Source organism: Nannocystis sp. RBIL2 (genome assembly GCF_026626745.1).
Classification (GTDB): Bacteria; Myxococcota_A; Polyangia; order Nannocystales; family Nannocystaceae; genus Nannocystis.
Window position 1 is genome coordinate 200,582 of sequence record NZ_JAPNJW010000001.1, and the last position, 20,145, is coordinate 220,726.

Consider the following 20,145-nt stretch of genomic DNA (forward strand, 5'->3'; position numbering starts at 1 on the left):
TCGCCGCGGCCCCTGTCCCCCAGGACCTCTCACTCTCACCCGCGAGCTCCCCGCACATGTCCTTCACAACCTGTCCCAAGATTCACCTCATCCTCTTCGCCATGCTCGCCGCCTGCGGCGACTCCGGGCAGGGTCCCACCTCGGACAGCGACGCCACGACCGGCAACGGCACCGATGCCACCACCGGCAACGATGCCACCGCCGGCAACGATGCCACCACCGGCACCGCCGCCGATCCCGGCACCACCGACGACCCCACCACCACGGCCGAGCCCGGCACCACCGACAACCCCGACGAGCCTCCGAACGCCTGCCCGCTCGCCGAAGTCCCGTGCATCGACGCTGCGATCCAGGACCTCTCCCTGCACGACGACAAGGTCAGCGACGCCGAGGTCACGAGCGCGCAGGACGGCGCCGACTGGGTCTCGCGGGTCGACGCCTCCGCGGGCGGGACCATGGGCGCCGCCACGAACCCCTGGGTCTACCTCCGCTTCACCGACGCCGGCCTCGAGCGGGTCGACCTCGACGACGTCGCCGCGCTCGAGAGCGGCGCCTGGGACATCGCCGCCAAGCGCTACGGGATCCGCGTCAACAGCGGCAGCTCGGGCCCCTCGTGCGTCACGGTCGCCGCGCCCGCCGGCGACTACGCCGACCTCGACGCCGCCCCGCCCGACGCCGAGTTCGCGCCGGAGGACTACTACGACGACGCCTGCCTCCTGCAGGAGGACGGCTCCGGCCTGCCGGGCAGCCCTGCCTACCGCATGGCCGGCTGGTGGGGCTACACCGGCTGCGTCACCACCACCGGCTTCCCCTACGCCCTCCGCCTGGCCGACGGCCGCACCGTCAAGCTGACGATCGAGGCCTACTACGAGGCCGGCCAGGACGACTGCAACGACAACGGCACCATGGGCACCGGCCCCGCGCTCATGACCTGGCGCTGGAGCTTCCTCCCATGAACCCCCGCCGCTCCGCGCAGCCCGGCACCGACCAGGTCGTCCGCGACGGCACGGTCCCCGCCATCGACCTCGCCACCGGCACCATCGACCTCGCCACCGCCATCAGCCCCGCCACCGGCATCACCTCCGTCACTATCGACCTCGGCATCGACCTCGACCTCGTCGTCGGCGACCGCGTGGTCCCCGGCATCGGCCCTGCCCTCTCGCACGCGGGACCGCCCGAGCGACGCCTCACGCGCGTACCCCCGAGCGGCCGCGCATCCGGCCTCTTCCGCCTCGCCGCGCTCGCGGCCGTCCTGATGCTCCCCGGTCTCGCCCGCGCCGAGCGGCCGACCGAGGGCGGCCTCTGGCCGTATGACCCGAAGGACATCCTCGCCACCCACGATCACCCGGGCGGCGGCCTGCGCGTCCACTACAGCGTCGACGGCCCCAGCGTCGTCCCCCTCGCCGACCTCGACGCCGACGGCGTCCCCGACTACGTCACCCTCGTCGCCGACACCGCCGCCGACGTCCTCGCCCTCTACCGCGACGTCTTCGACCTCCGACCGCCGCGGACCGAGGCCGAGCACGACCTCGGCCCGCTCGGTGGCAGCGACGCCCTCGACATCTACCTCGTCGACTTCGCCGGCGCCGCCGACGGTCACTTCGGCCACGACGCATGCGACCCCGACGCCTGCGCGGGCCATCTCCTGCTCGAGAACGACTTCACCGGCTACGCCTACGCCGACCTCGCCGAGGCCGTCGACACCGTCGTCAGCCACGAGCTGTTCCACGCCGTCCAGGCCGCCTACGTCGTCGACCTCCCGGTGTGGTTCTCCGAGGGCACCGCAGTTTGGGCCGAGCGGGCCTATCGCCCCGACTCGCGCGACTTCCTGCGCCTGTGCGACGCCTACCTCGCCGACACCGGCCGCTCCCTTTTTAAGCCGCCCGCCGGCCCCGTCCCCGCCTTCGCCTATGGCACCGCCCTGTGGTGGGACTTCCTGATCGAGCGCCACGGCCCCGACCTCGTCGACGTCCTCCTGCAGATCGGCGGCGCCCCCGATCTGCCGGCCGCCCTCGCCGAGCTCCTGCTCGAGCGCAGCGACGAACTGCGCCCCGCCTGGCTCGAGTTCAGCGCCTGGAACCTCGCCACCGGCTCGCGCGCCGGCGCCCGTGACAGCTACCCCTACGCCGAACAGCTCGCCGGCGTCACCGCCGAGCAGGATGCCTCGCCGCTCGCCGACGACGATCGCTTCTTCTCCCTGACCGCCCGCTACTACCGCCTCGATCACCCCGGCGGCCCGATGTGGTTCGCTCTCGCCGAGGCCGCGCCGGGCCTCGAGTTCGCCCTGCAGGCCGTCGCCGCCGGCGCCGCCGACGGTCCGGTCGAACCGCCGCAGTTCCTCTGGGACGGCGCCGATCCCGAGCCGCAGATCCTCGCCGACCTGCCCGCCGGCGGCTACTGGCTGGCCGTCGTCAACCCTGTCCTCTCGGACATGTCGATCCAGGCCCACCTGTGCGCCGCCGCCACCCGCGACGCCCTCGCCTGCGTCGACCCGCTGCCCGCCCCCGAGACCACCGGCGACACCACGACCGGTGACACCACCACCGGCGACGCTGACACCGGCGACACCACCACCGAAGAACCCGCCCCCCTGGACGGCGACGGCTGCGGCGGCTGCCGCACCGGCAGCCCCGGCCTCGCCGGCCTGGCCCTCCTGCTCCGGCGCCGACGCCGGAATGCCCCCAAGCACATGTCCTGAGCACCTTCTCGAACTGCTGCCACGCGCGAAGACGTGTCCAAAAGAACATGTCCTGAACGCCATCCATAGGTCGAGTCCCCGCATCGCGCCCCGCGACAGCGTGTCCCTTAAAACATGTCCTGAAAGCCATCTCCCCCCTCGCTGCCCCCCGCGACGGCCCCCCTGGAGGTTTCCGATGCCCGAGATCCCCGCATTCCTGGCCGCGCGCGCCGAGTCCTGGTTCGGCCGCGCCTGCACCGTCCTCGAGACCGAGACCCTCGCCCCGCGGCTGCGTCGCGTCCGCTTCGGCGGCGCCACCCTGAAGCGCTGCGGCTGGCGGCCCGGGCACGAGGTCGAGGTGCGCGTGGGCGCCCGCGAATTCCGCCACTACACCCCCATGCGCTGGGACGACGCGCGCGGCGAGGTCGACATCCTCTTCTACTTGCACGGTCGCGGTCCCGGCAGCGCCTGGGCCGAGGCGCTGCGGGAGGGCGACGGGACCCACCTCATGGGTCCTGGCGGTCGACTGCGCCTCGACGACGACACCGCCCACCACGTCTTCCTCGGCGACGAGACCACTGCCGGCCTGTTCGCCGCGCTCGCCCGCGCCGTCCCGCCGACCGCCGGCCTCACCGGCGCCGTCGAGGGCGAGGGCCTGCCGCCCGACCTCTTCAGCGCCATGGGCCTCCCGCTCGAGGTCCTCCCGCGCGGCCCCACGCGCGGCGCCGCCCTGCTCACCTGGCTCGACCGCGTCGTCACCGTCGACAGCGTCTATTACCTCGCCGGCCACGCCGACAGCGTCGTCGCTCTGCGCCGCGCCCTGCAGCAGCAGTGGTCGATCCCCGGCCGCCGGATCCGCACCAAGGCCTACTGGAGCGACCACCGTCGCGGCCTCTGAGATGCACCCAAGGACATGTTTTAAAGAACATGCCCCGAAAACCATCTCGACGCGTCTGACTCCGGACCTCACGTGTACGAGTGGACATGGCCCCAAGAGCATGTCCTCTGAATCAGACCGCCCCGCCGCGCTCCCGGCTCTCGCTCGATCGCGGAGACGACCTCGACCTCCACTCGCATCGTGAGGCAGCCACGACTCCCTGCGCCCTTCCAGCGCCCCCTCGCGCCACGGTGCGATCCGCGGCTCCCGACCTCGCCACGTCCCGCGGCACCTTCGGTCGCCCCCGTGCTCGCCGAGCTTCAGCAGCACCACCCCCGGGCTGACCTCCTCGCAATCCCCGGCGCCTTGCCCTCCCGCCTCGGAAGCTCGCTCGCGCGCCGCACCCGCGCTTGCCCGAACTACGCCGATTTGCCCGCTCTCGACGAGATCGCCCGCGCGTCTTGCAGCCGGCCGTCGCACGGCGCACTCTGGTCCTGTCGGCCGCGACCGAGCTGTCCCGATGCACCTGTCCGAACATACAGCTGCCGCGAGCGCGGGCGCTCCGCGACCTCTCTCGTCGCGGTTCGTCGCAGTCGTCGCGCCCCTCGCAGCGCTGCTCGCCTGCCGACCGCAGCCGGCCGAGTCGAGCGAGCCGCGCAGCCCCCCGCCCCTGTTCGTCGCCACCTCCGACCGCCTCTACACCACTGCCCCGCTGAGCGACGGCCTCGCCTTCGTCCCGGTGACCGAGAAGTCGATCGCGCGCCGGCCTGGCCAGGTCGCAGTCGCCATCAGCTACCCCGAGGTCGACCTGCCCGACGACGACCGCGAGCGCGAGCTCGCCGCGCTGATCCGCGAGGCCGCCGATCTCGACGCCTGGACCGACGAGCGGCTCGAGGGCAAGGTCGGCACCGTCGAGGTCACCTGCGTCACGCCGCTGGCCACCACGCAGATCGTCAGCCTCGTGTGCGAGCGCATCGACGCCACAGTCGACCCCAAGGCCGCCGACGCCGAGGCCGCGCCGCCCGAGCTCGTCGCCCGCAGCTTCTCCGTCGACGGCGCTCACGTCGTCCCGCTGACCTGGGCCGACGCCCTGCTGCCCGCACTGAGTCCGCGCCTCGTCGTCATGGCCGCCCTCGACGGCCACGACGCGCGCGACGCCTGGCTCTCGGGTCAGTGTGCCGCCGGCGACCCCGGCTTCAGCGTGTTCGCCTCGGGCGTCGACATCTGGCCCGACCGGCGCACCCCTGAGTGCCCGCAGCTCACCCTCGATCGCCAGCGGATCGCCCCCTTCGTCGTGCCCAACGGCCTCCTCGCCCGCATCTTCCGCCTCGGCGGCGCCCCGGCCGAGCCCGCCGACCCTGCAGCCGAAGCCGCTGCCGCCGAAGCCGCTGCCGAGCCGGCGCCCTGAGCCGCGCGAGCATCCTCCGCTCCGCCCTCGTTCCACCGCTGAGCCTCTGCCTGGACTCCGCCGAGCCGGCGCCCTGAGCCGCGCGAGCATCCTCTGCTCCGCCCTCGTTCCACCGCTGAGCCTCTGCTTTCCGGACTCCACCGAGCCAACTCTCTGACCCGAGCCCGCTGATTCCACCCAGGTGGGCGCTTCGCTTCGCTTGAACCTCCACGGCCCCGGCTCCCGAGCCGCGCGCCCTTTGCTCCGCCCTCGCTCCCGCCGCGACGCACCTCGAGCGCCCCGTTCCGCCGCCAAGCACGGCGCTCGCGCTCACGCGCACGAGCCCGCACACCCGCCGCGCCGGCCCCTGCGCGATGATGCTTGCGCGTGCGCGCGCGAACGCCCACCCTGTCGGCCCGTGACCTCTCCTGGCGCCCACGAGCACGACGCGACGGTTCGGCCTGCCGGCTCCGGCGCGGCGCGTCCGGAGCTCGCGCCCGCCGACGCCCCCGACTTCCTCGGCGCCCTGCAGCGGCTCGGCTACCACGCGTTCCGGCCCGGTCAGGCCGAGGCCATCGAGGTCCTCATGCAGCGGCGGCGGCTGCTGCTCGTCGCGCCCACCGGCGGCGGCAAGAGCCTCACCTTTCAGCTCCCGGCCAGCGCCTTGCCGGGCACCACCATCGTCCTTTCGCCGCTGATCGCCCTCATGGCCGACCAGGTGCGAGCCCTCGAGGCGCGCGGCGTCACGGCCACCTTCCTCGCCAGCACCCTCCCCGGCCCCGAGATCAGCGCCCGCCTCGGCGCCATGGCGCGCGGCCACTACAAGCTCGTCTACGTCGCCCCCGAGCGGCTCGGCGCGCCCGCCTTCCGTGACATCTGCCGCCGGATCGCCGTCCCCCTGATCGCCGTCGACGAAGCCCACTGCATCAGCGAGTGGGGCCACGACTTCCGCCCGGAGTACCTGCAGATCGGCGAGCTCCTGGCCGACCTCCCGCGCGCCCGCGTGCTCGCCTGCACCGCCACCGCCACCCCGGTGGTGCGCGACGAGATCATCTCGCGCCTCGGCCTGCCCGCCGACACCCCGCAGATCGTCCGCGGCTTCGCCCGCCCCAACCTGGCCCTGCACGTCGCCGAGGAGGAGGACCGCCGCGCGCGCGAGCGGCTCGTCGACCGCACCCTCGAGATCGCCCTCGGCCGCGGCCCCGGCAGCCGTCCGCCGGCACATGCCTCTCAGGACATGCCCGCCGGGACAGCCATCATCTACGCGCCGACCCGCAAGGTCACCGAGCAGGAGTCGGTCCGGTTGGTCACCCGCGGCTGGCGGGCCGAGGCCTACCACGCCGGCCTGGAGGGCCCGCAGCGCGAGAAGGTCCAGGCCCGCTTCTCGCGCGGCGAGCTCGACGTCGTCGTCGCCACCAACGCCTTCGGCATGGGCATCGACCGCGGCGACGTGCGGGCGGTGATCCACCTGGCCCCGCCGGGCTCGATCGAGGCCTACTACCAGGAGGTCGGCCGCGCCGGCCGCGACGGCCAGGACGCCACCGGCCTGCTCCTGATCGCCCCCGGCGACCTGCCGCTGCGGCGCCGCTTGATCGAGCGCGGCGGCGGCGACGACAGCCCGCCCGCGCCGGCGGTCGTCGAGCACAAGTGGAACACCTTCCTCGAGCTGATGCGCTGGGCCGAGGGCGGCTCGTGCCGCCACGACGCGATCCTCCGCTACTTCGGCGACGAGGGCGAGGCGCTGGGCGGCTGCGGCCGCTGCGACGTGTGCCGCCAGCTCTCGGCCGACGCCGACGACGACCCCGAGGCCACCACCCTGATCGTCCGCAAGGCGCTCAGCGCGGTGGCCCGGATCCACCGCCGCTTCGGCCTGCAGGCGGCGGTCAGCCTGCTGCGCGGGGCCGCCGACGAGCGCCTCGAGCGCACCGGCCTGGTCAACACGCCCACCTTCGGCGCCCTGCGCGAGCACGACGGCACCTGGCTGCTCCGCCTGCTGCGCCGCTGCGTCGTCGCCGGCTGGGTCGACTTCACCGGCGACGACCGCCCCGTCGTGGTCCTCACCGACATCGGCCGCCGGGTCATGCGCGGCGAGCTGCCGGCGCGGCTGCTGCTGCCGCCGCGCGTGCGCCCTGCCTCCAAGGACATGCTCCCAGGGACAGGTTCTTCCGGACATGCCCCCAAGGCCAGCAATCGCCCGGACGCGCCCGAGGCCGTGCTCGACGCCGCCGCCCTGGCGCTGTTCGAGCGACTCCGCGCCCACCGCATGCAGGTCGCCAGCCGCGAGGGGGTCCCGCCGTACGTGGTCGCCAGCGACCGCAGCCTGCGCGACCTCGCGCTGATGCGCCCGCGCAACCGCGACCAGCTGCTGCTCGCCCACGGGATCGGCCCCGCCAAGGCCGAGAAGTACGGCGCTGGCCTGCTCGAAGTGATCGCCGCCGCCGGCTGAGCCGCGAACGCCGAGGCCGAGGCCGGCGCCGTCGCCGAGACCGCTCCCCGGCATCGGTCCGCGAGCCTCTGTCGGTCCGCGAGCGCCCGCTCGCCCCGCGCGGCGCCCACGCCCGCCCGCCGCCTCGCTGCGCGCGCCGGCGATTCGCGAGTATCGTCCGCTCCCGTGCCCGAGCGGCGCTACACCGTCTACCTCCTCCGCTGCGCGGACGGCTCGCTCTACGCCGGCATCACCGACGACCTCGCCCGGCGCCTGGCGACCCACAACGCCGGCAAGGGCGCCAAGTACACCCGGGCGCGGCTGCCGGTCGAGATCGCGTGGAAGCGCGGGCAGCAGCTGCCGCGGCACGCCCGGCAGCTGGAGTACGCCCTCAAGGCCCTCCGGCGGGCCGAAAAGGAGCGGCTCGTGGCCGGGGACCTCGCCCTGTGGCGGCGGCTGCGGCGGCTCGCCGTGACTCCTTTGTGACCCTGCCGGCCCCGTGCTACAAAGCGCCGCCGCGCCCTATGAGCCTCGAAGTCGTCCACAGCCGGGTCATCCTCGTCCGGCACGGCCACTACGAGCGGATCGGCGACGAAGGCGACACCGTCTGGGGCCTCACCCCGCTGGGCCGGCGCCAGGCCGTGCGCACCGGTCGGCGCCTGGCGCAGATCCTCGACGCCGCCCAGGGCCGGTTCGAGGGCCTGTTCTCGAGCCCCTGGCCGCGCGCGCTGCAGACCGCCGAGATCGCCGCGCACGAGCTCCACATCGACCGGATCAAGGTCAAGCCGTACCTGCACGAGGTCCTGCCGATCGTCGACGCCAACCGGATCGCCGAGTTCGGCGTCCACCCCGGCCTGCCGTTCACCAGCCCCGAGGACCGGGCGGTCACCGTCAAGCAGGTCGAAAAGGTCCGCGACCGCTTCTTCCGCACCCCGAAGCAGACGAACTTCGCGGTCATCTTCACCCACGGCAACCTGATCCGCTACCTCGTCGCCCACACCCTGCGCCTCCCCTACGAGGCCTGGAGCCGCTTCGACTGCTCGCACTGCGGGATCACGGAGCTCCGGATCTACCAGGAAGACTTCGAGGCGCTGATCAACTACAACGACGCCGGCCACCTGCCGCCGTCGCTGATCACGACCGCCTGATCGGGCCTGTCCGAGAGGACATGCCCGATCGAGCATGTCCCGGACGCCATACTGCCGCACCACTTCTGTTTAGAAGTGGTAGTCGAGCCGGTACGGCACGCAGGCCAGCATCTCCGGGTTGTCGACCTTGATCCACACCTTCGCCGAGTCGTCGAGGCCCGTGCAGTTCAGCCCCGGCGACACCGTCCCGAGCCCGCAGCAGCCCTTCTGGCCCAGCGGCGCGGTGTCGGGCGTGTCGTTGGCCCCGCACGTCACCGACGTCGTGCCGTTGTCGCACTGCATGTACACACACAGCCGGCCCGCGTCGTTCTCGGCCACCAGAGTGCGTGACGGGTCGACCATGTTGAGGAACGCGTCGACCCCGGTGAACGTGAACCAGTCGACGTCGCCGGTGCCCTTGATCGTCCCGCAGGCGAACGATCCGTTGGCGTCGGCGTCCGTGATCTCGCCCAGGCTGTGGGCCGTCGCCTGCGTCTCGTGCGGCTCCGCGCCGTAGTCCTCGCACGCGTCCGTGACCTCCTTGCACGCCTGGCAGCTCGCGTCCGAGTGGCAGAAGTTGGCGCCCATCGGCCCGCACGGGCTGTGCATCGGCTTGGCCGAGAACACCGGCTCGCCGGCCATGCACGTGTCGATCGTGCAGTCGTTGTCGTCGTTCGGCAGGTCGTCGTCGGCCGGCGTGTACTCGACCTGTCCCTGAAGACAGCCCGCCAGCTTGCAGTCCCCGGGCGCCTGCGGCGGCGGATCGTCGGTCGGGATCTCCTTCGTCCCGCCGCCCCCGTCGCACACCGTCGCCCGGCAGTCGCCCGGCAGGTCGTCGACAGGTGTCCCTTCGGCCAGGTTCATCGTCCCGCACGTCCCGGCCTCGCAGGTCGGCGCCTGGCACGTCGGCGCCTGGCAGTCTGCCGCCGTCTGGCACTCCGCCGGCGCGCCCGTCGTCGGCGACGTCGTCGTCGGCTCGCCCGTCGTCGGCGTCGACGTCGTCCCGGTCGTCGTCGGCTCCGCCGTCGTCGTCGTCGGACCCGTCGTCATCGTCGCGCTCGCGTCCGTCGACGTCCCCGTCGTCGTCCCCTCGCTCGCTCCGCCGGTGCTCGCCCCCGGCCCGCTGTCGCCGCAACCTCCGAGCACCAGCGCCGCCGCGATCGTCCACGTCCCCCGCATGCCGAACACCTCCTGTGCCCGACGCTATCGTCGCCGCGTGTGCGCCGCGTGTGCGGGCGATCACCGGCGGCCCCCGGCGATCGCGTGCGCAGCTCGCTGCGCTCGACCGATCGCGGGCCCGCCACCTCGGCCGCGGCGCCGCGTGGGCGCGCCTCTGTCTCCATCATCACGGCGCAGCTCGCTGCGCACGCGCACGATCGCCGCTCTCGCTACGCCGCAGGCTCGCGCCGGCCTACCTCGGATCGCCGCCTTCGCGCGCTGGGACCCGCACTTCGGCGATCGCTGCTACCTTCGCCGTCATGCGCAGCCTCGTCGGCGTCTTGCACCTCCCGCCGCTCCCCGGCAGCCCGCGCAGCAGCGAGCCCGTCGCCGCGATCGCCCGCGCAGTCGCCCGCGATGCCCGGGCCCTCGCCGCGGCCGGCTTCGATCTCGCCGTCGTCGAGAACTTCGGCGACGTCCCCTTCTTCAAGGGACATGTCCCTTCGGTCACCATCGCCGGCATCACCGCTTGCGCCCTCGCGGTGCGCGACGCCTGCCCCGACCTCGCGCTCGGCATCAACGTCCTGCGCAACGACGGCCTCGCCGCGGTCGCTATCGCCGTCGTCGTCGGGGCCGCCAGCGTGCGGATCAACGTCCTCTCCGGCGCGCGCGTCACCGACCAGGGCGTCGTCGAGGGTCAGGCCGCCGACGTCCTCCGCTTGCGCCGCGAGCTCGGGCGGCCCGACCTCCAGATCTGGGCCGACGTCGCGGTCAAGCACTCCGCCCCGCTGGCCGCCCGCGACCTCGCCGACGAGACCCGCGACCTCGTCCAGCGCAGCCTCGCCGACGCCGTCCTCGTCACCGGCAGCGGCACCGGCGAGGCCGTCGATCCCGACCACCTCCGCCGCGTACGGGCGGCCGCCGGCGGCGTCCCGCTCTACGTCGCCAGCGGCGCCACCGAGGCCGCCCTGCCCGTCCTCGCCGGCCTGTGCGACGGCGTCATCGTCGGCAGCGCCTTGCGAGCCGACGGCCGCGCCGGCGGCCCCGTCGACCCCGAGCGCGCCCGTCGCTTCGCCGACGCCTGGCGGGCCGCCAGCGCCGGCGCCTGAGCCTCCGCAGCCCCTCACTGGCGGGCGCGAACGCGACGCGCCCACCAGGATTCGAACCTGGGACCCTCGGCTTAGAAGGCCGATGCTCTATCCAACTGAGCTATGGGCGCAGGGCCTCGGAAGGCCGTGGAACAGGCCGCGGACGGCCGTGAAACAAAAAAGTCGGGGCGAGAGGATTCGAACCTCCGGCATCCTGCTCCCAAAGCAGGCGCGCTACCAGACTGCGCTACGCCCCGAGCGGCCCCGGACCATACACGACCCCTGGGCCGCGATCCAGCGCCACGACACCCTCTCCGCCGCTCGCCCGCCGGCCTCTGCGTCCCGTCCTCCGCGCCCCATCTCCCCGCCAGGACCGGCTCACACGACCCCCTACCGGCCTCTGCGCGCCATCTTCAGCACCCGTCGCCCCGCCCTCGCGCTCAGGACCGTGCCCACGCGGCCGCGATCCGCCCGCCTTGCGCCCGTCCTCCGTTCGTCGCCTCTCGACCCTCGCGCTCCGCACCGCCATCCGCCTCGGACCGCACGCTGCGTCGGCCGGGCCTGCCCCGCGACTTCCTTGCGGCCTCGCAAGATCCACCGACTCGCGGACTCGCCGCCCGCTCAGCCGTGCAGCACCGCTGGTAGCGCCGCCAGCAGCTCCGCCGTCGCCCGGCCGCGGTGGGACAGCGCGTTCTTCTCTGCCGGCGCCAGCTCGGCGGACGAGCGGGCGCTGCCGGTCGGCCAGAAGTACGGGTCGTAGCCGAACCCGCCCGAGCCTCGCGGCGTCGTCCGCACCTCCCCGTCCCAGCGGCCCGTGAACAGCCGCACCACCGCCTCCGCGCCTGCGATCGGCTCGCCGTCGACTCGCGTCAGCGCCAGCACGCACAGGTAATGCGCCGGCGAGCGCTCGAGCCCGCGGGCGCCCAGCTCGGCCACCAGGCGGGCGTTGTTGGCCGCGTCGTCCGCCTGCGGCCCCGCGAAGTACGCCGAATCGACCCCAGGCGCCCCGTCCAGCGCCACCACGCAGATCCCCGAGTCGTCCGCCAGCACCAGAGTCGACCCCGGCTCGCCGCGGCCTCGCAGCCAGCCTGCGATCCCCAGCGCCTTGAGGCGCGCGTGCGCCTCGAAGCTGCCCTGGTCCTCCGGGATCTCCGGCGCCGGCCCGAGCGAGCGCGCCGAGCAGACCGTCAGCGGCAGCCCGGCCGCGCGCACCATCGCCGCCAGCTCCGTCACCTTGTGCGGGTTGCCGGTCGCCAGCACTAGCCTTCGGGACATGTCCGAACCGTCCTGCGCGATCATCTACGAACTCACAATCCTGCCTGTTCAGCCACCTTCGCCAGCGCCGCCCGCTGACCGGCGAACAGCGACGCGATGCCCGACTCGGCCAGGTCGAGCATGCGCGACAGCGTCGGCCGGTCGAAGCCGCCGCGCTCCCCCGTGCCCTGGACCTCCACCAGCCCGCCGCGCTCCAGCATCACCACGTTGCAGTCGACCACCGCCTGGCTGTCCTCCACGTAAGCCAGGTCGAGCATCGGCACCTCCGCGCCGGCCGCCGGCAGCGGGCACACGCCGACCGAGACCGCCGCCACCAGCGCGCGCACCGGGTCGGCGGTCAGCACTCCCTCGCGCTGCAGCGCCCGGACGGCCAGCGCCAGCGCCACCATCCCGCCGGTGATCGCCGCGGTGCGCGTCCCGCCGTCGGCCTCGATCACGTCGCAGTCGACCGTCAGCGCCACCGGGCCTTGCGGACCGACCAGCTTCTCGAGGTCGATCGCCGCCCGCAGCGAGCGGCCGATGAGCCGCTGGATCTCCTTCGCCCGGCCGTCCGGCTCGCGGCGCCCGCGGGGCCGCACCGCGCCGGGCAGCATCGCGTACTCGGCCGTCACCCAGCCGCCCTGGGTCAGCCAGCCCGGCGGCTTGGCCTCGCGGCTGGCGGTGCAGATCACCCGCGTCCGGCCGGTCGCCACCAGCACCGAGCCGAGGGCCGAGCCGATGAAGCCGGGCTCGAGGGAGAAGGGTCGCAACTGATCGAGAGCACGGCCGTCGTGGCGCATGCCTCACCCTAGCAAAACCGAGCCGAGCTTCGCTGTGCAGTCGTCGACGCGGTCACCGGTCGCGACGCGAGCGAGCGAGGGCAAGACACCGGCCCTCGTCGTGGCGGGTGACTCGCCGCGAACGACGGCAAAGCCCCGCGGATGACTCGCGCGCAAGTCGCGAACGAGGGCAAAGACCAGGACGCCCGGCGAACGAAGCACCTTAAAAAACAAGGCGAGGTGCCATCGTGGCGCCTCGCCGTGTCTTGCTTGGTGGCTGAGAAGAGGACCGCTTACTTGCCGGCCTCGGGGGCGGGCGGCGGGGCCGCGGCGCCACCGGGGGCGGGGGCGGCCGGATCGGCCGGCTTGGCGTCCTCGGGCTTCACCTCGGGCTTCGCCTCGACCGGCTTGGGGGTCTCGACCGTCTTGGTGACCTCGGTCTTGGTCTCGACCTTCTTCTCTTCCTTCTTCTCTTCCTTCTTGGCGTCCCCGCCGCAAGCCGGGAGGGACAGGGACATCGCGGCGAGGGCCGCAAGGACGATCTTGGTGTGCTTCATGACGGGTTCTCCTACGTGCCTTGATCGTGGGTCGATCGAGTCGTGAACGGCACTGTAGTCCGAACGCCGCCAATTCGGCAACGATCGAGAGAAAACCGCGGCGCCTGCTGCGCAAGCGGGCGAACACCCGCTATATAGAAGGATCCGGGGCGATCTCTGCGGATCGCCGCGAAGCGGCCGGCAGATGGCAGATGACGGCGAATACACAATTCGTCCGGGTCGTGGGGAAGCTCAATCTGGACCGCGCTCGGGCGGTCGCTGTCGCCTTTTATCCTCCCGGCCCATGGAAAACGCGCGCGATCCCTCGGTAGCAGCCATCTTTCAGCCTGACGGGGGTCCGCCGCGGGCTCTGCTCGTCGCCGGTTGTTGCGGCAACGTCGGCTTCGGCAAGCTCGGGCAGCTCGCGCGCATCCTCGCCCGCCACGGCGTCCCCGTGATCGCGCTCGACCTGTCGCCTGCCGTCGACCAGGTCGCCGCCAAGCTCGCCGAGCAGTTCGCCCCGCGCGTCTCGCCGGCCGAGATCGAGGCCATCACGAAGGCCATCATCCCGATCCGGGGCGGCATCGCCGACATCCCGGCCGAGCTCAAGATCGGCCTCGTGTTCGAGGCCGTCCCCGAGAGCCTCGCCATCAAGAAGCCGCTCTACGCCGCCATCCGGGCCCGCGACCCCGAGGCCCTGATCTTCTCGGCCACCAGCGGCTTCACCACCCGGCACCTCTTCGACGACCTCCCCGGCGCCGACCGCTGCGGCGTCCTCCACCCCTTCTTCCCCCACCTCACCAACAAGCTGTGGGAGCTGCCCGAGCAGGGCGCGGTCACCGGCGCCGCCACGCTCAAGCAGATCAAGGCCTTCCTGGGCCGCGCCGGCATGACCCTGATCTCCGTCGGCGACGTGCCCAGCTTCGCCGCCGACCGCCTGTTCTGCGGGATGATGCTCGAGGCCGTGCGGATCCACGAGAGCACCGGCCTCAGCCCCGCGCAGATCGACGACGCCTGCAAGCAGCTGCTGGGCACCTCCCCCTTCTTCGTCCACAACCTCATCCGCGGCGCCAACGGCCTGTCGGCCCACTGCATGGAGCTCATGCGCGAGGAGGTCGACAGCAGCCTCTACGCCATCCCCGACGCCTGGAGGCCGTACATCGCCGACCCCGGCAAGCAGTGGCCCTACGAGCGCGGCCAGAAGTGCCCGCCTGAGGGCGTCGCGGTCGTCCGCGCGCGCATGTACGGCATGTTGTTCGCCCTCACCGCGCGCATGCTCGCCCACAAGATCGTCACCGCCGACGCCCTCAACTACCTGGCCGAAAAAGCCCTCGCCTTCCGCGACGGCCCGCCGGCGCTGATCGCCGCCATGGGCCTCGAGCAGGCCGCCGCCCTGACCCGCGCCTTCCTCGTCGAGCAGCAGATCACCCGCGCCGACGAGGTCGCCCCGCTGGACGTGTTCTCGCGGACAGGTCTCGGCGAACATGTCGGATGGGACAGCATCTACGTCGGCCGCAGCGTCAGCGGCGGCGTCGGCCTGATCTCGCTCAAGCGCTCGACCCTCGGCCACACCTTGCTCGCCGAGTTCGGGCGGGCCGTCGACGCCCTGCAGGCCGACCCCGCGGTCGAGGCGATCGTCGTCGCCCCTGACGGCCTCTACAACCGCGACTTCGGCCACGGCGCCGACATCGGCGCGTTCGTCCCGGTCCTCGGCAAGCGGGACGCCGCGCTCGCCCTGATCCAGGGCTGGAAGGCCGCCCTCGCCAAGCTGCGGGCCGGCAAGCCGACCGTCGCCGCGATCGTCGGCCGCGCCCTTGGCGGCGGCATGGAGCTGGCGAGCTCCTGCCACGCGCGGATCGCCGGCGAGGGCGCCGTCATCGCCCAGCCCGAGCCCACCGTCGGCGTGATCCCCGGCCTCGGCGGCTGCCACCTGCTCCACCGCAGCAGCGCCCCCGAGCACTACACCGCCCTCAACGAGCTGCTGCTGACCGGCAAGAGCATCCACGCCGCCCGCGCGCGCGAGCTCGGCCTCGTCAGCGCCGTCGTCCCGGTGCGCGACCTCCCGCGCGCCAGCGGCGAGCTCGCGCTCAGCCTGGCCCGAGGGACAGCTCCGCTCCCGCCCTTCCGCACCGGCCCCGCCGAGGTCGCGGTCGACCGCGCCGTCGATCCGCGCAACGAGCAGGGCGTCGTCCTCGACGCCGAGCTGCGCGACCTCCTCGCCCGCACCATCGAGGACGCCAACGCCCTCGACGTCGCCGCCGGCGGCGCCCTCGAGGAGCAGCGCGCCGCCGACAGCCTGAACCAGTCGGCCGCCCGCGTCGGCGTCACCGCCATGAGCCGCGGCAAGCCCCCGGTGTTCGAGCACCCGCTCGCCTGACCGCTCGCGGAGCGCTCGCCTCCGCATCCTCCGTTGCACATGCACCCGCCGCGAGCGCCCTTGCGCTCGCGGCGACGCTTCTACGACTCGCTCGCAGCGAAGCCTGTCACGCTCTGCACCGCACGAGCCTTTGCCCGGCAACGTGGACGACCGGGGCGCTCGCGCCGATGCGCCTGTAGCTCGCCTGCGCCGAGCTCCCCGCCGTGCATCTCCCATCACGTGAGCGCGGGCCGCCACGCAAGCGCGCCCTGCCTCGAGGCCACGCGGTGATGCACCTGCAGCTCGCAGGCGGAGCCCCCTGTCGTGCATCTGCGATCGCGTGAGCGCGGGCCACCTCGCAAGTGCGGCCTCGCTCGAAACCTCGTAGCGATGCACCCGCATCTCCCAGGCGGCGTCCCGGGTCGTGCACCTGCAACCGCGACGAACCGTGACCGCGCCTGTCCGCGCGTGCACATGCACGTCCGTCGCCGCAGAAACTCGAGCCCCACCGCTCGCCTGCGTCGCCCTCACACGCGCACCATCGGCCCGCGCGCCGGCGAGCGCCCGGGTCGGCCGCCTCTGCCTTCGCCTCGATCCGCCGCCAGGCGCCTCGCGTATCCTGGCCCGACGCGTGCGCCGACCGAGCGAGCCCCTGCTGCGCGCCTTTGCGCTCCTCGCCGTCCTGGCGGCCCCTGCGGGCGCGGCGGCGCATGATGTCCCCAAGGACAGGCGATACGCCACCGTCGTCGTCAGCGATCGCAGCCCGCGGACGGCCTCGCAGCGGACCGTCGGACCGGCCGAGATCGCCGCCAGCCCGCGCCGGCGCAGCGCCGACGACCTCCTGCGGCTCGTCCCCGGCGTCCTCCTGATCCAGCACGGCGCCGAGGGCAAGGGCCAGCAGATGTTCATGCGCGGCTTCGACGCGGCCCACGGCGCCGACATCGAGGTCAAGGTCGCCGGCGTCGCCGTCAACGAGCTGTCCAACATCCACGGCCAGGGCTACGTCGACCTCGGCTTCGTCATCCCCGAGGTCGTCCGCCGCGTCACCGCCAACAAGGGCCCGTTCTTGCTCGACCAGGGCAACTTCGCCAACGCCGGCACGATCCGCTTCGACCTCGGCGTCGAGCCCGACGCCCGCGGCAGCCGGATCGGCTACGAGTTCGGCAGCACCCTGCGTCACCGCGGCGTCTTCGTGCATGCCCCGAAGAACATGGCCAAAGAGACATTCTTCGCCGTCGAGGCCATGACCGACAAGGGCTTCGCCGCCGCCCGCGCCGCCCAGCGAGCCACCTTCCTCGGCCAGATCCGCCTGCTCGACAGCAAGACCCACGGCGCCCTCGACCTGACCGCCGGCGTCTACGCGGCCAAGTTCGACGCCCCCGGGGCAGTGCGCGCCGACGACGTCGCCGCCGGTCGCGTCGACTTCGCCGGCGTCTACCGCGACGACGGCGGCGGCCGATCCAACCGCCTCTTCACCGCCCTGCGCCATCAGCTCGATCTCGGCGCCGGCAAGCTCGAGCAGCGGCTGCACGGCCAGCTGCGCGCCCTCGACCTCGTCGAGGACTTCACCGGCTACCTCCTCGATCCGCTCGCCGGCGATCGTCGCAACCAGCGGCATCGCTTCGCCAGCCTCGGCTATCAGCTCGACTACCGGCGCCCGCTCCACCGCACCCTTGAGCTGCTGGCCGGCGGCGCCTGGCAGGGCGACGTCCTTCGCCAGCACGACGTCCGTGTCGACGTCCGTCACGAGGTCGTCAGCCGCAACTGGGACCTCGGCGCCGGCCAGCACCAGGCCCACGCGCGCGCCGGCCTGCGCTGGCGGCCCGTCGATCGCTTCGTCCTCGAGGCCGGCGCGCGACTCGACCTCGTCGCCTACAACGTCCGCGACCGCATCGACCTCGACCGGCGCGCGCGCAAGGTCCTCGCCCTGCCCTCGCCGCGGATCAACGCCAGCGTGCGCCTGGCCCCGTTCGCCACCCTCTTCCTCGCCTACGGCCGCGGCTTGCGGGCGCCCGAGGCCCGCGCCGTGCTCGGCGGCGCCGCGGTCCCCGAGGACACCGCCCTGGATCGCTATCGCGGCGGCCCGGCGCGGATCGTCGCCTCCGACAGCGTCGAGGTCGGCACGCGGTTCCAGCACCGCGAGCTCGTCAGCGCCGGCCTGTCGCTGTTCGGCACGTGGATCGATCGCGAGCTCGTCTTCGATCACGTGTCCGCAGTCAACATCGAGCTCAACCGCACGCGCCGGCTCGGCGTCGACTTCGACCTCGCGGTGTGGCCGCGGCGATGGTTGCAGCTGCGCCAGGACGTGAGCCTCGTGCAGGCGCGCTTCGTCGACTCCGGCGCCCCCGTCCCGCTCGCGCCGCCGTTCATGTCGGCGACCGGCCTCACCCTCGTCCACCCCTCGGGCTTCCGCGCCGGCGCTCGCTTCCTCGTCGTCGGCAGCCGCGCCCTCCCGCACGGCGCCCGCACCTCCGCCTACGCCCTCCTCGACCTCAGCCTCGGCTACCGCGTCGGTCCGCTGCAGCTCGACCTGCAGATCGACAACGTCACCAACGCCCACTGGAAAGAGGGCGAGTACCACTTCGCCTCGTGGTGGGATCGCAGCGAGCCGCGCAGCACGATCCCCACCCTGCACTTCCTCGCGGGCCCGCCGCTGACCGCCCGGATCGGCGCCACCCTGTGGCTGTGACGTCATGATTAAACCTGTCCTCTCCGCCCTGTCCTCTCCGACCTGTCCCATCACACATGCCGACGCTGCGCGCCTCCGTGCAGATCGAGCGCCGCGATCGGCCTCGGGCAGCGGTCGCTCTTGCGCCGTGACTGCCATGAAGCGACCGAGCGCCGCAGCCACCCCGTCGATCCGACCTGTCCTCTCCGCCATGTCCTTTGCGACCTGTCTCGTGCTCGCCTGCGCCCCCAGCCAGGAGGCAGTGCGCGTCGAGCTCCCGGTCGTCGTCGACGGCAGCGGCCTCGTCGACGCGACCACCGACCTCGGCTGGACCATCCACCTCGACACCGCGCGGATCGCCACCGGAGACCTCGAATTCACGATTCAGGGCGAGATGCACGCCCTCGCGCGGCTGTGGGATCTGCTCGTCCCGTCGGCAGTCGCCCACCCCGGCCACTACGCCGGTGGCGACGTCACCGGCGCCTTGCCGGGCAACTTCGTGCTCGACTGGATCGCCGGCGACGGCGACGAGCTCGGGCGCGCCGAGCTGCTCACCGGCAACTACCACGGCTGCAACATCGCCTTCCGCCGCGCCGACGAGCTGCAGGCCGACGACCCGCTCGCCGGGCACACCGCGCATTTCGCCGGCACCGCCAGCAAGGACGGCCAGGACCTCCCCTTCGCTGCGATCCTCGACCTCGACGTCGGCGCCGCGGTCATCGGCGCCCCGTTCGACCTCGACATCGACGAGGGCAGCAGCGACGCCCTCGGCTTGCAGCTGCGGCTCCGCGACGACACCAGCGGCGCCGCGCTGTTCGACGGCGTCGACTTTGCCGCCCTCGATGCGGGCGACGGCACCCCGGTGAGCATCGGCCCCGGCGACCCCGCGCACAACCTCGTCCGGCGCGCATTACAGTCTCACGTGTTCTACACTGTCGCTCCTCTGTGATCCGGAGAACCGCCATGCGAACCGTCCTGTTCCCGCTCCTGCTCGCCTGCGCCTGCACGGGCGCCACCGAGCGCACCTACGAGGCCTCCATCTACGGCGAGAAGTTCATCGAGGAGGGCATCCCCGCCGCGATCTTCTCCGACAACTGGTCCGTCACCTTCGACAAGTTCTTGATCAGCGTCGGCGGCATCGAGGTCGACACTCAAATGCTCGGCGAAGACGACGAGCCGTACCGGATCTTCGACCTCGCCCAGGCGAGCGACGGCGCCGGCTTCCCGATCCTCGAGGGCACGATCGCCGCCGAGAACCCGCTGGTCACCTACGTCGTCGGCCCGAGCAGCGGCGCGGTCGCCGGCAACGCCACCGAGGAGGACGTCGCGCTGATGAAGGACGGCGGCCACTCGATCTACGTCCAGGGCACCGCCACCCGCGGCGGCGAGGCGCTCACCTTCATCTGGGGCTTCTCCACCCGCACGATCTACAGCAGCTGCGAGCTCGCCGGCGCCACCGACGTGCAGCTCACGATCCACGCCGATCACCTGTTCTACGACGACCTGTTCGCGGAGAACCCGAAGGTCGCGTTCGACCTGATCGCCGCCAGCGACGACGGCGACGGCGAGCTCACCGTGGACGACCTGCGCGCCGTCGACATCACCACTCAGGAGCGCTACCAGGTCGGCGACCTGACGAACATCACCGACCTGTGGTCGTTCGTCGAGCAGCTCACCACCACCCTCGGCCACATCAACGGCGAGGGCCACTGCACGGCCGCCCGCACCGACTGACACCACGGGCGAGGGCCGCTGCGTCGTTGCCCGCTCCGACTCTCGCCGTCACACCCCAGCCGTGATCGCGCATGCGGCG

General features: G+C 72.9%; 16 protein-coding genes and 2 tRNA genes. 12 read left to right on the forward strand and 6 right to left on the reverse strand.

Going from position 1 to position 20,145, the window contains the following annotated elements:
- Positions 1-56 precede the first annotated feature (56 nt).
- From OV090_RS00775 to OV090_RS00805, 7 genes are all read left to right on the forward strand, one after another.
- Positions 57-956, forward strand: a complete 900-nt coding sequence (locus tag OV090_RS00775; protein WP_267701510.1) for an HmuY family protein — start codon at positions 57-59, stop codon at positions 954-956.
- A complete protein-coding gene (locus tag OV090_RS00780) occupies positions 953-2,698 on the forward strand; it encodes an MXAN_6640 family putative metalloprotease (RefSeq protein ID WP_267701511.1) in 1,746 nt (581 codons plus the stop codon). Before OV090_RS00775 ends, OV090_RS00780 begins: the two co-directional genes overlap by 4 nt.
- 175 nt (positions 2,699-2,873) lie before the next feature.
- Complete coding sequence (locus tag OV090_RS00785) at positions 2,874-3,575, forward strand: siderophore-interacting protein (protein WP_267701512.1); 702 nt, start codon at positions 2,874-2,876, stop codon at positions 3,573-3,575.
- A 499-nt stretch (positions 3,576-4,074) separates the two neighbouring features.
- Positions 4,075-4,962: a hypothetical protein gene (locus OV090_RS00790; RefSeq protein WP_267701513.1), complete on the forward strand. Its 888-nt coding sequence runs from the start codon at positions 4,075-4,077 to the stop codon at positions 4,960-4,962.
- A gap of 397 nt (positions 4,963-5,359) precedes the next feature.
- Positions 5,360-7,387 (forward strand): ATP-dependent DNA helicase RecQ, encoded by a 2,028-nt coding sequence (locus tag OV090_RS00795; protein ID WP_267701514.1) that lies wholly within the window; start codon positions 5,360-5,362, stop codon positions 7,385-7,387.
- A gap of 165 nt (positions 7,388-7,552) precedes the next feature.
- Positions 7,553-7,852 carry a GIY-YIG nuclease family protein gene (locus OV090_RS00800; protein ID WP_267701515.1) on the forward strand — a complete coding sequence of 100 codons (300 nt, stop codon included), beginning with the start codon at positions 7,553-7,555 and terminating at the stop codon, positions 7,850-7,852.
- Positions 7,853-7,890: 38 nt separating this feature from the next.
- Positions 7,891-8,514, forward strand: coding sequence for a histidine phosphatase family protein (locus tag OV090_RS00805; protein WP_267701516.1), 624 nt, complete (start codon positions 7,891-7,893; stop codon positions 8,512-8,514).
- Positions 8,515-8,583: 69 nt separating this feature from the next.
- Here OV090_RS00805 and OV090_RS00810 read toward each other — a convergent pair whose 3' ends face one another.
- The gene (locus OV090_RS00810) at positions 8,584-9,672 is read right to left on the reverse strand and encodes a hypothetical protein (protein WP_267701517.1); all 1,089 of its coding nucleotides are present in this window, start codon (positions 9,670-9,672) and stop codon (positions 8,584-8,586) included.
- A gap of 299 nt (positions 9,673-9,971) precedes the next feature.
- On the opposite strand from OV090_RS00810, the gene OV090_RS00815 reads away from it, so the two are divergent.
- Positions 9,972-10,760, forward strand: coding sequence for a BtpA/SgcQ family protein (locus OV090_RS00815; protein ID WP_267701518.1), 789 nt, complete (start codon positions 9,972-9,974; stop codon positions 10,758-10,760).
- A gap of 36 nt (positions 10,761-10,796) precedes the next feature.
- On the opposite strand, the gene OV090_RS00820 is transcribed toward OV090_RS00815, so the two are convergent.
- The 5 genes from OV090_RS00820 to OV090_RS00840 form a co-directional block, all read right to left on the reverse strand.
- Positions 10,797-10,870, reverse strand: a tRNA-Arg gene (locus tag OV090_RS00820).
- A 52-nt stretch (positions 10,871-10,922) separates the two neighbouring features.
- A tRNA-Pro gene (locus tag OV090_RS00825) sits at positions 10,923-10,996 on the reverse strand.
- Positions 10,997-11,360: 364 nt separating this feature from the next.
- Positions 11,361-12,014 (reverse strand): non-canonical purine NTP pyrophosphatase, encoded by a 654-nt coding sequence (locus tag OV090_RS00830; protein WP_267701519.1) that lies wholly within the window; start codon positions 12,012-12,014, stop codon positions 11,361-11,363.
- 32 nt (positions 12,015-12,046) lie between these two features.
- On the reverse strand, positions 12,047-12,793 hold the full coding sequence (gene rph / locus OV090_RS00835; protein ID WP_267701520.1) for a ribonuclease PH: 747 nt from the start codon (positions 12,791-12,793) through the stop codon (positions 12,047-12,049).
- A gap of 272 nt (positions 12,794-13,065) precedes the next feature.
- Positions 13,066-13,329, reverse strand: a complete 264-nt coding sequence (locus OV090_RS00840; protein ID WP_267701521.1) for a hypothetical protein — start codon at positions 13,327-13,329, stop codon at positions 13,066-13,068.
- Positions 13,330-13,612: 283 nt separating this feature from the next.
- Here OV090_RS00840 and OV090_RS00845 point away from each other — a divergent pair, with 283 nt between their 5' ends.
- The 4 genes from OV090_RS00845 to OV090_RS00860 all read left to right on the forward strand — a co-directional run bounded on the left by OV090_RS00845 (position 13,613) and on the right by OV090_RS00860 (position 20,066).
- Positions 13,613-15,685, forward strand: coding sequence for an enoyl-CoA hydratase-related protein (locus OV090_RS00845; protein ID WP_267701522.1), 2,073 nt, complete (start codon positions 13,613-13,615; stop codon positions 15,683-15,685).
- 610 nt (positions 15,686-16,295) lie between these two features.
- Entirely contained in the window at positions 16,296-18,353 is a 2,058-nt protein-coding gene (locus OV090_RS00850; protein WP_267701523.1) for a TonB-dependent receptor, read from the forward strand.
- 190 nt (positions 18,354-18,543) lie between these two features.
- On the forward strand, positions 18,544-19,281 hold the full coding sequence (locus OV090_RS00855; protein ID WP_267701524.1) for a hypothetical protein: 738 nt from the start codon (positions 18,544-18,546) through the stop codon (positions 19,279-19,281).
- 14 nt (positions 19,282-19,295) lie between these two features.
- Positions 19,296-20,066, forward strand: a complete 771-nt coding sequence (locus OV090_RS00860; protein ID WP_267701525.1) for a hypothetical protein — start codon at positions 19,296-19,298, stop codon at positions 20,064-20,066.
- The last annotated feature ends 79 nt before the right edge of the window (positions 20,067-20,145 follow it).

What these genes read in the sequence shown, in the direction of transcription:
- OV090_RS00830 (WP_267701519.1), bottom strand. Translation starts at nt 12,014, where the DNA reads ATGTCCCGAAGGCTAGTGCTGGCGACCGGCAACCCGCACAAGGTGACG.
- rph (WP_267701520.1), bottom strand. Translation starts at nt 12,793, where the DNA reads ATGCGCCACGACGGCCGTGCTCTCGATCAGTTGCGACCCTTCTCCCTC.
- OV090_RS00845 (WP_267701522.1), top strand. Translation starts at nt 13,613, where the DNA reads ATGGAAAACGCGCGCGATCCCTCGGTAGCAGCCATCTTTCAGCCTGAC.
- OV090_RS00775 (WP_267701510.1), top strand. Translation starts at nt 57, where the DNA reads ATGTCCTTCACAACCTGTCCCAAGATTCACCTCATCCTCTTCGCCATG.
- OV090_RS00780 (WP_267701511.1), top strand. Translation starts at nt 953, where the DNA reads ATGAACCCCCGCCGCTCCGCGCAGCCCGGCACCGACCAGGTCGTCCGC.
- OV090_RS00855 (WP_267701524.1), top strand. Translation starts at nt 18,544, where the DNA reads ATGTCCTTTGCGACCTGTCTCGTGCTCGCCTGCGCCCCCAGCCAGGAG.
- OV090_RS00790 (WP_267701513.1), top strand. Translation starts at nt 4,075, where the DNA reads ATGCACCTGTCCGAACATACAGCTGCCGCGAGCGCGGGCGCTCCGCGA.
- OV090_RS00785 (WP_267701512.1), top strand. Translation starts at nt 2,874, where the DNA reads ATGCCCGAGATCCCCGCATTCCTGGCCGCGCGCGCCGAGTCCTGGTTC.
- OV090_RS00860 (WP_267701525.1), top strand. Translation starts at nt 19,296, where the DNA reads ATGCGAACCGTCCTGTTCCCGCTCCTGCTCGCCTGCGCCTGCACGGGC.
- OV090_RS00805 (WP_267701516.1), top strand. Translation starts at nt 7,891, where the DNA reads ATGAGCCTCGAAGTCGTCCACAGCCGGGTCATCCTCGTCCGGCACGGC.
- OV090_RS00840 (WP_267701521.1), bottom strand. Translation starts at nt 13,329, where the DNA reads ATGAAGCACACCAAGATCGTCCTTGCGGCCCTCGCCGCGATGTCCCTG.
- OV090_RS00815 (WP_267701518.1), top strand. Translation starts at nt 9,972, where the DNA reads ATGCGCAGCCTCGTCGGCGTCTTGCACCTCCCGCCGCTCCCCGGCAGC.
- OV090_RS00810 (WP_267701517.1), bottom strand. Translation starts at nt 9,672, where the DNA reads ATGCGGGGGACGTGGACGATCGCGGCGGCGCTGGTGCTCGGAGGTTGC.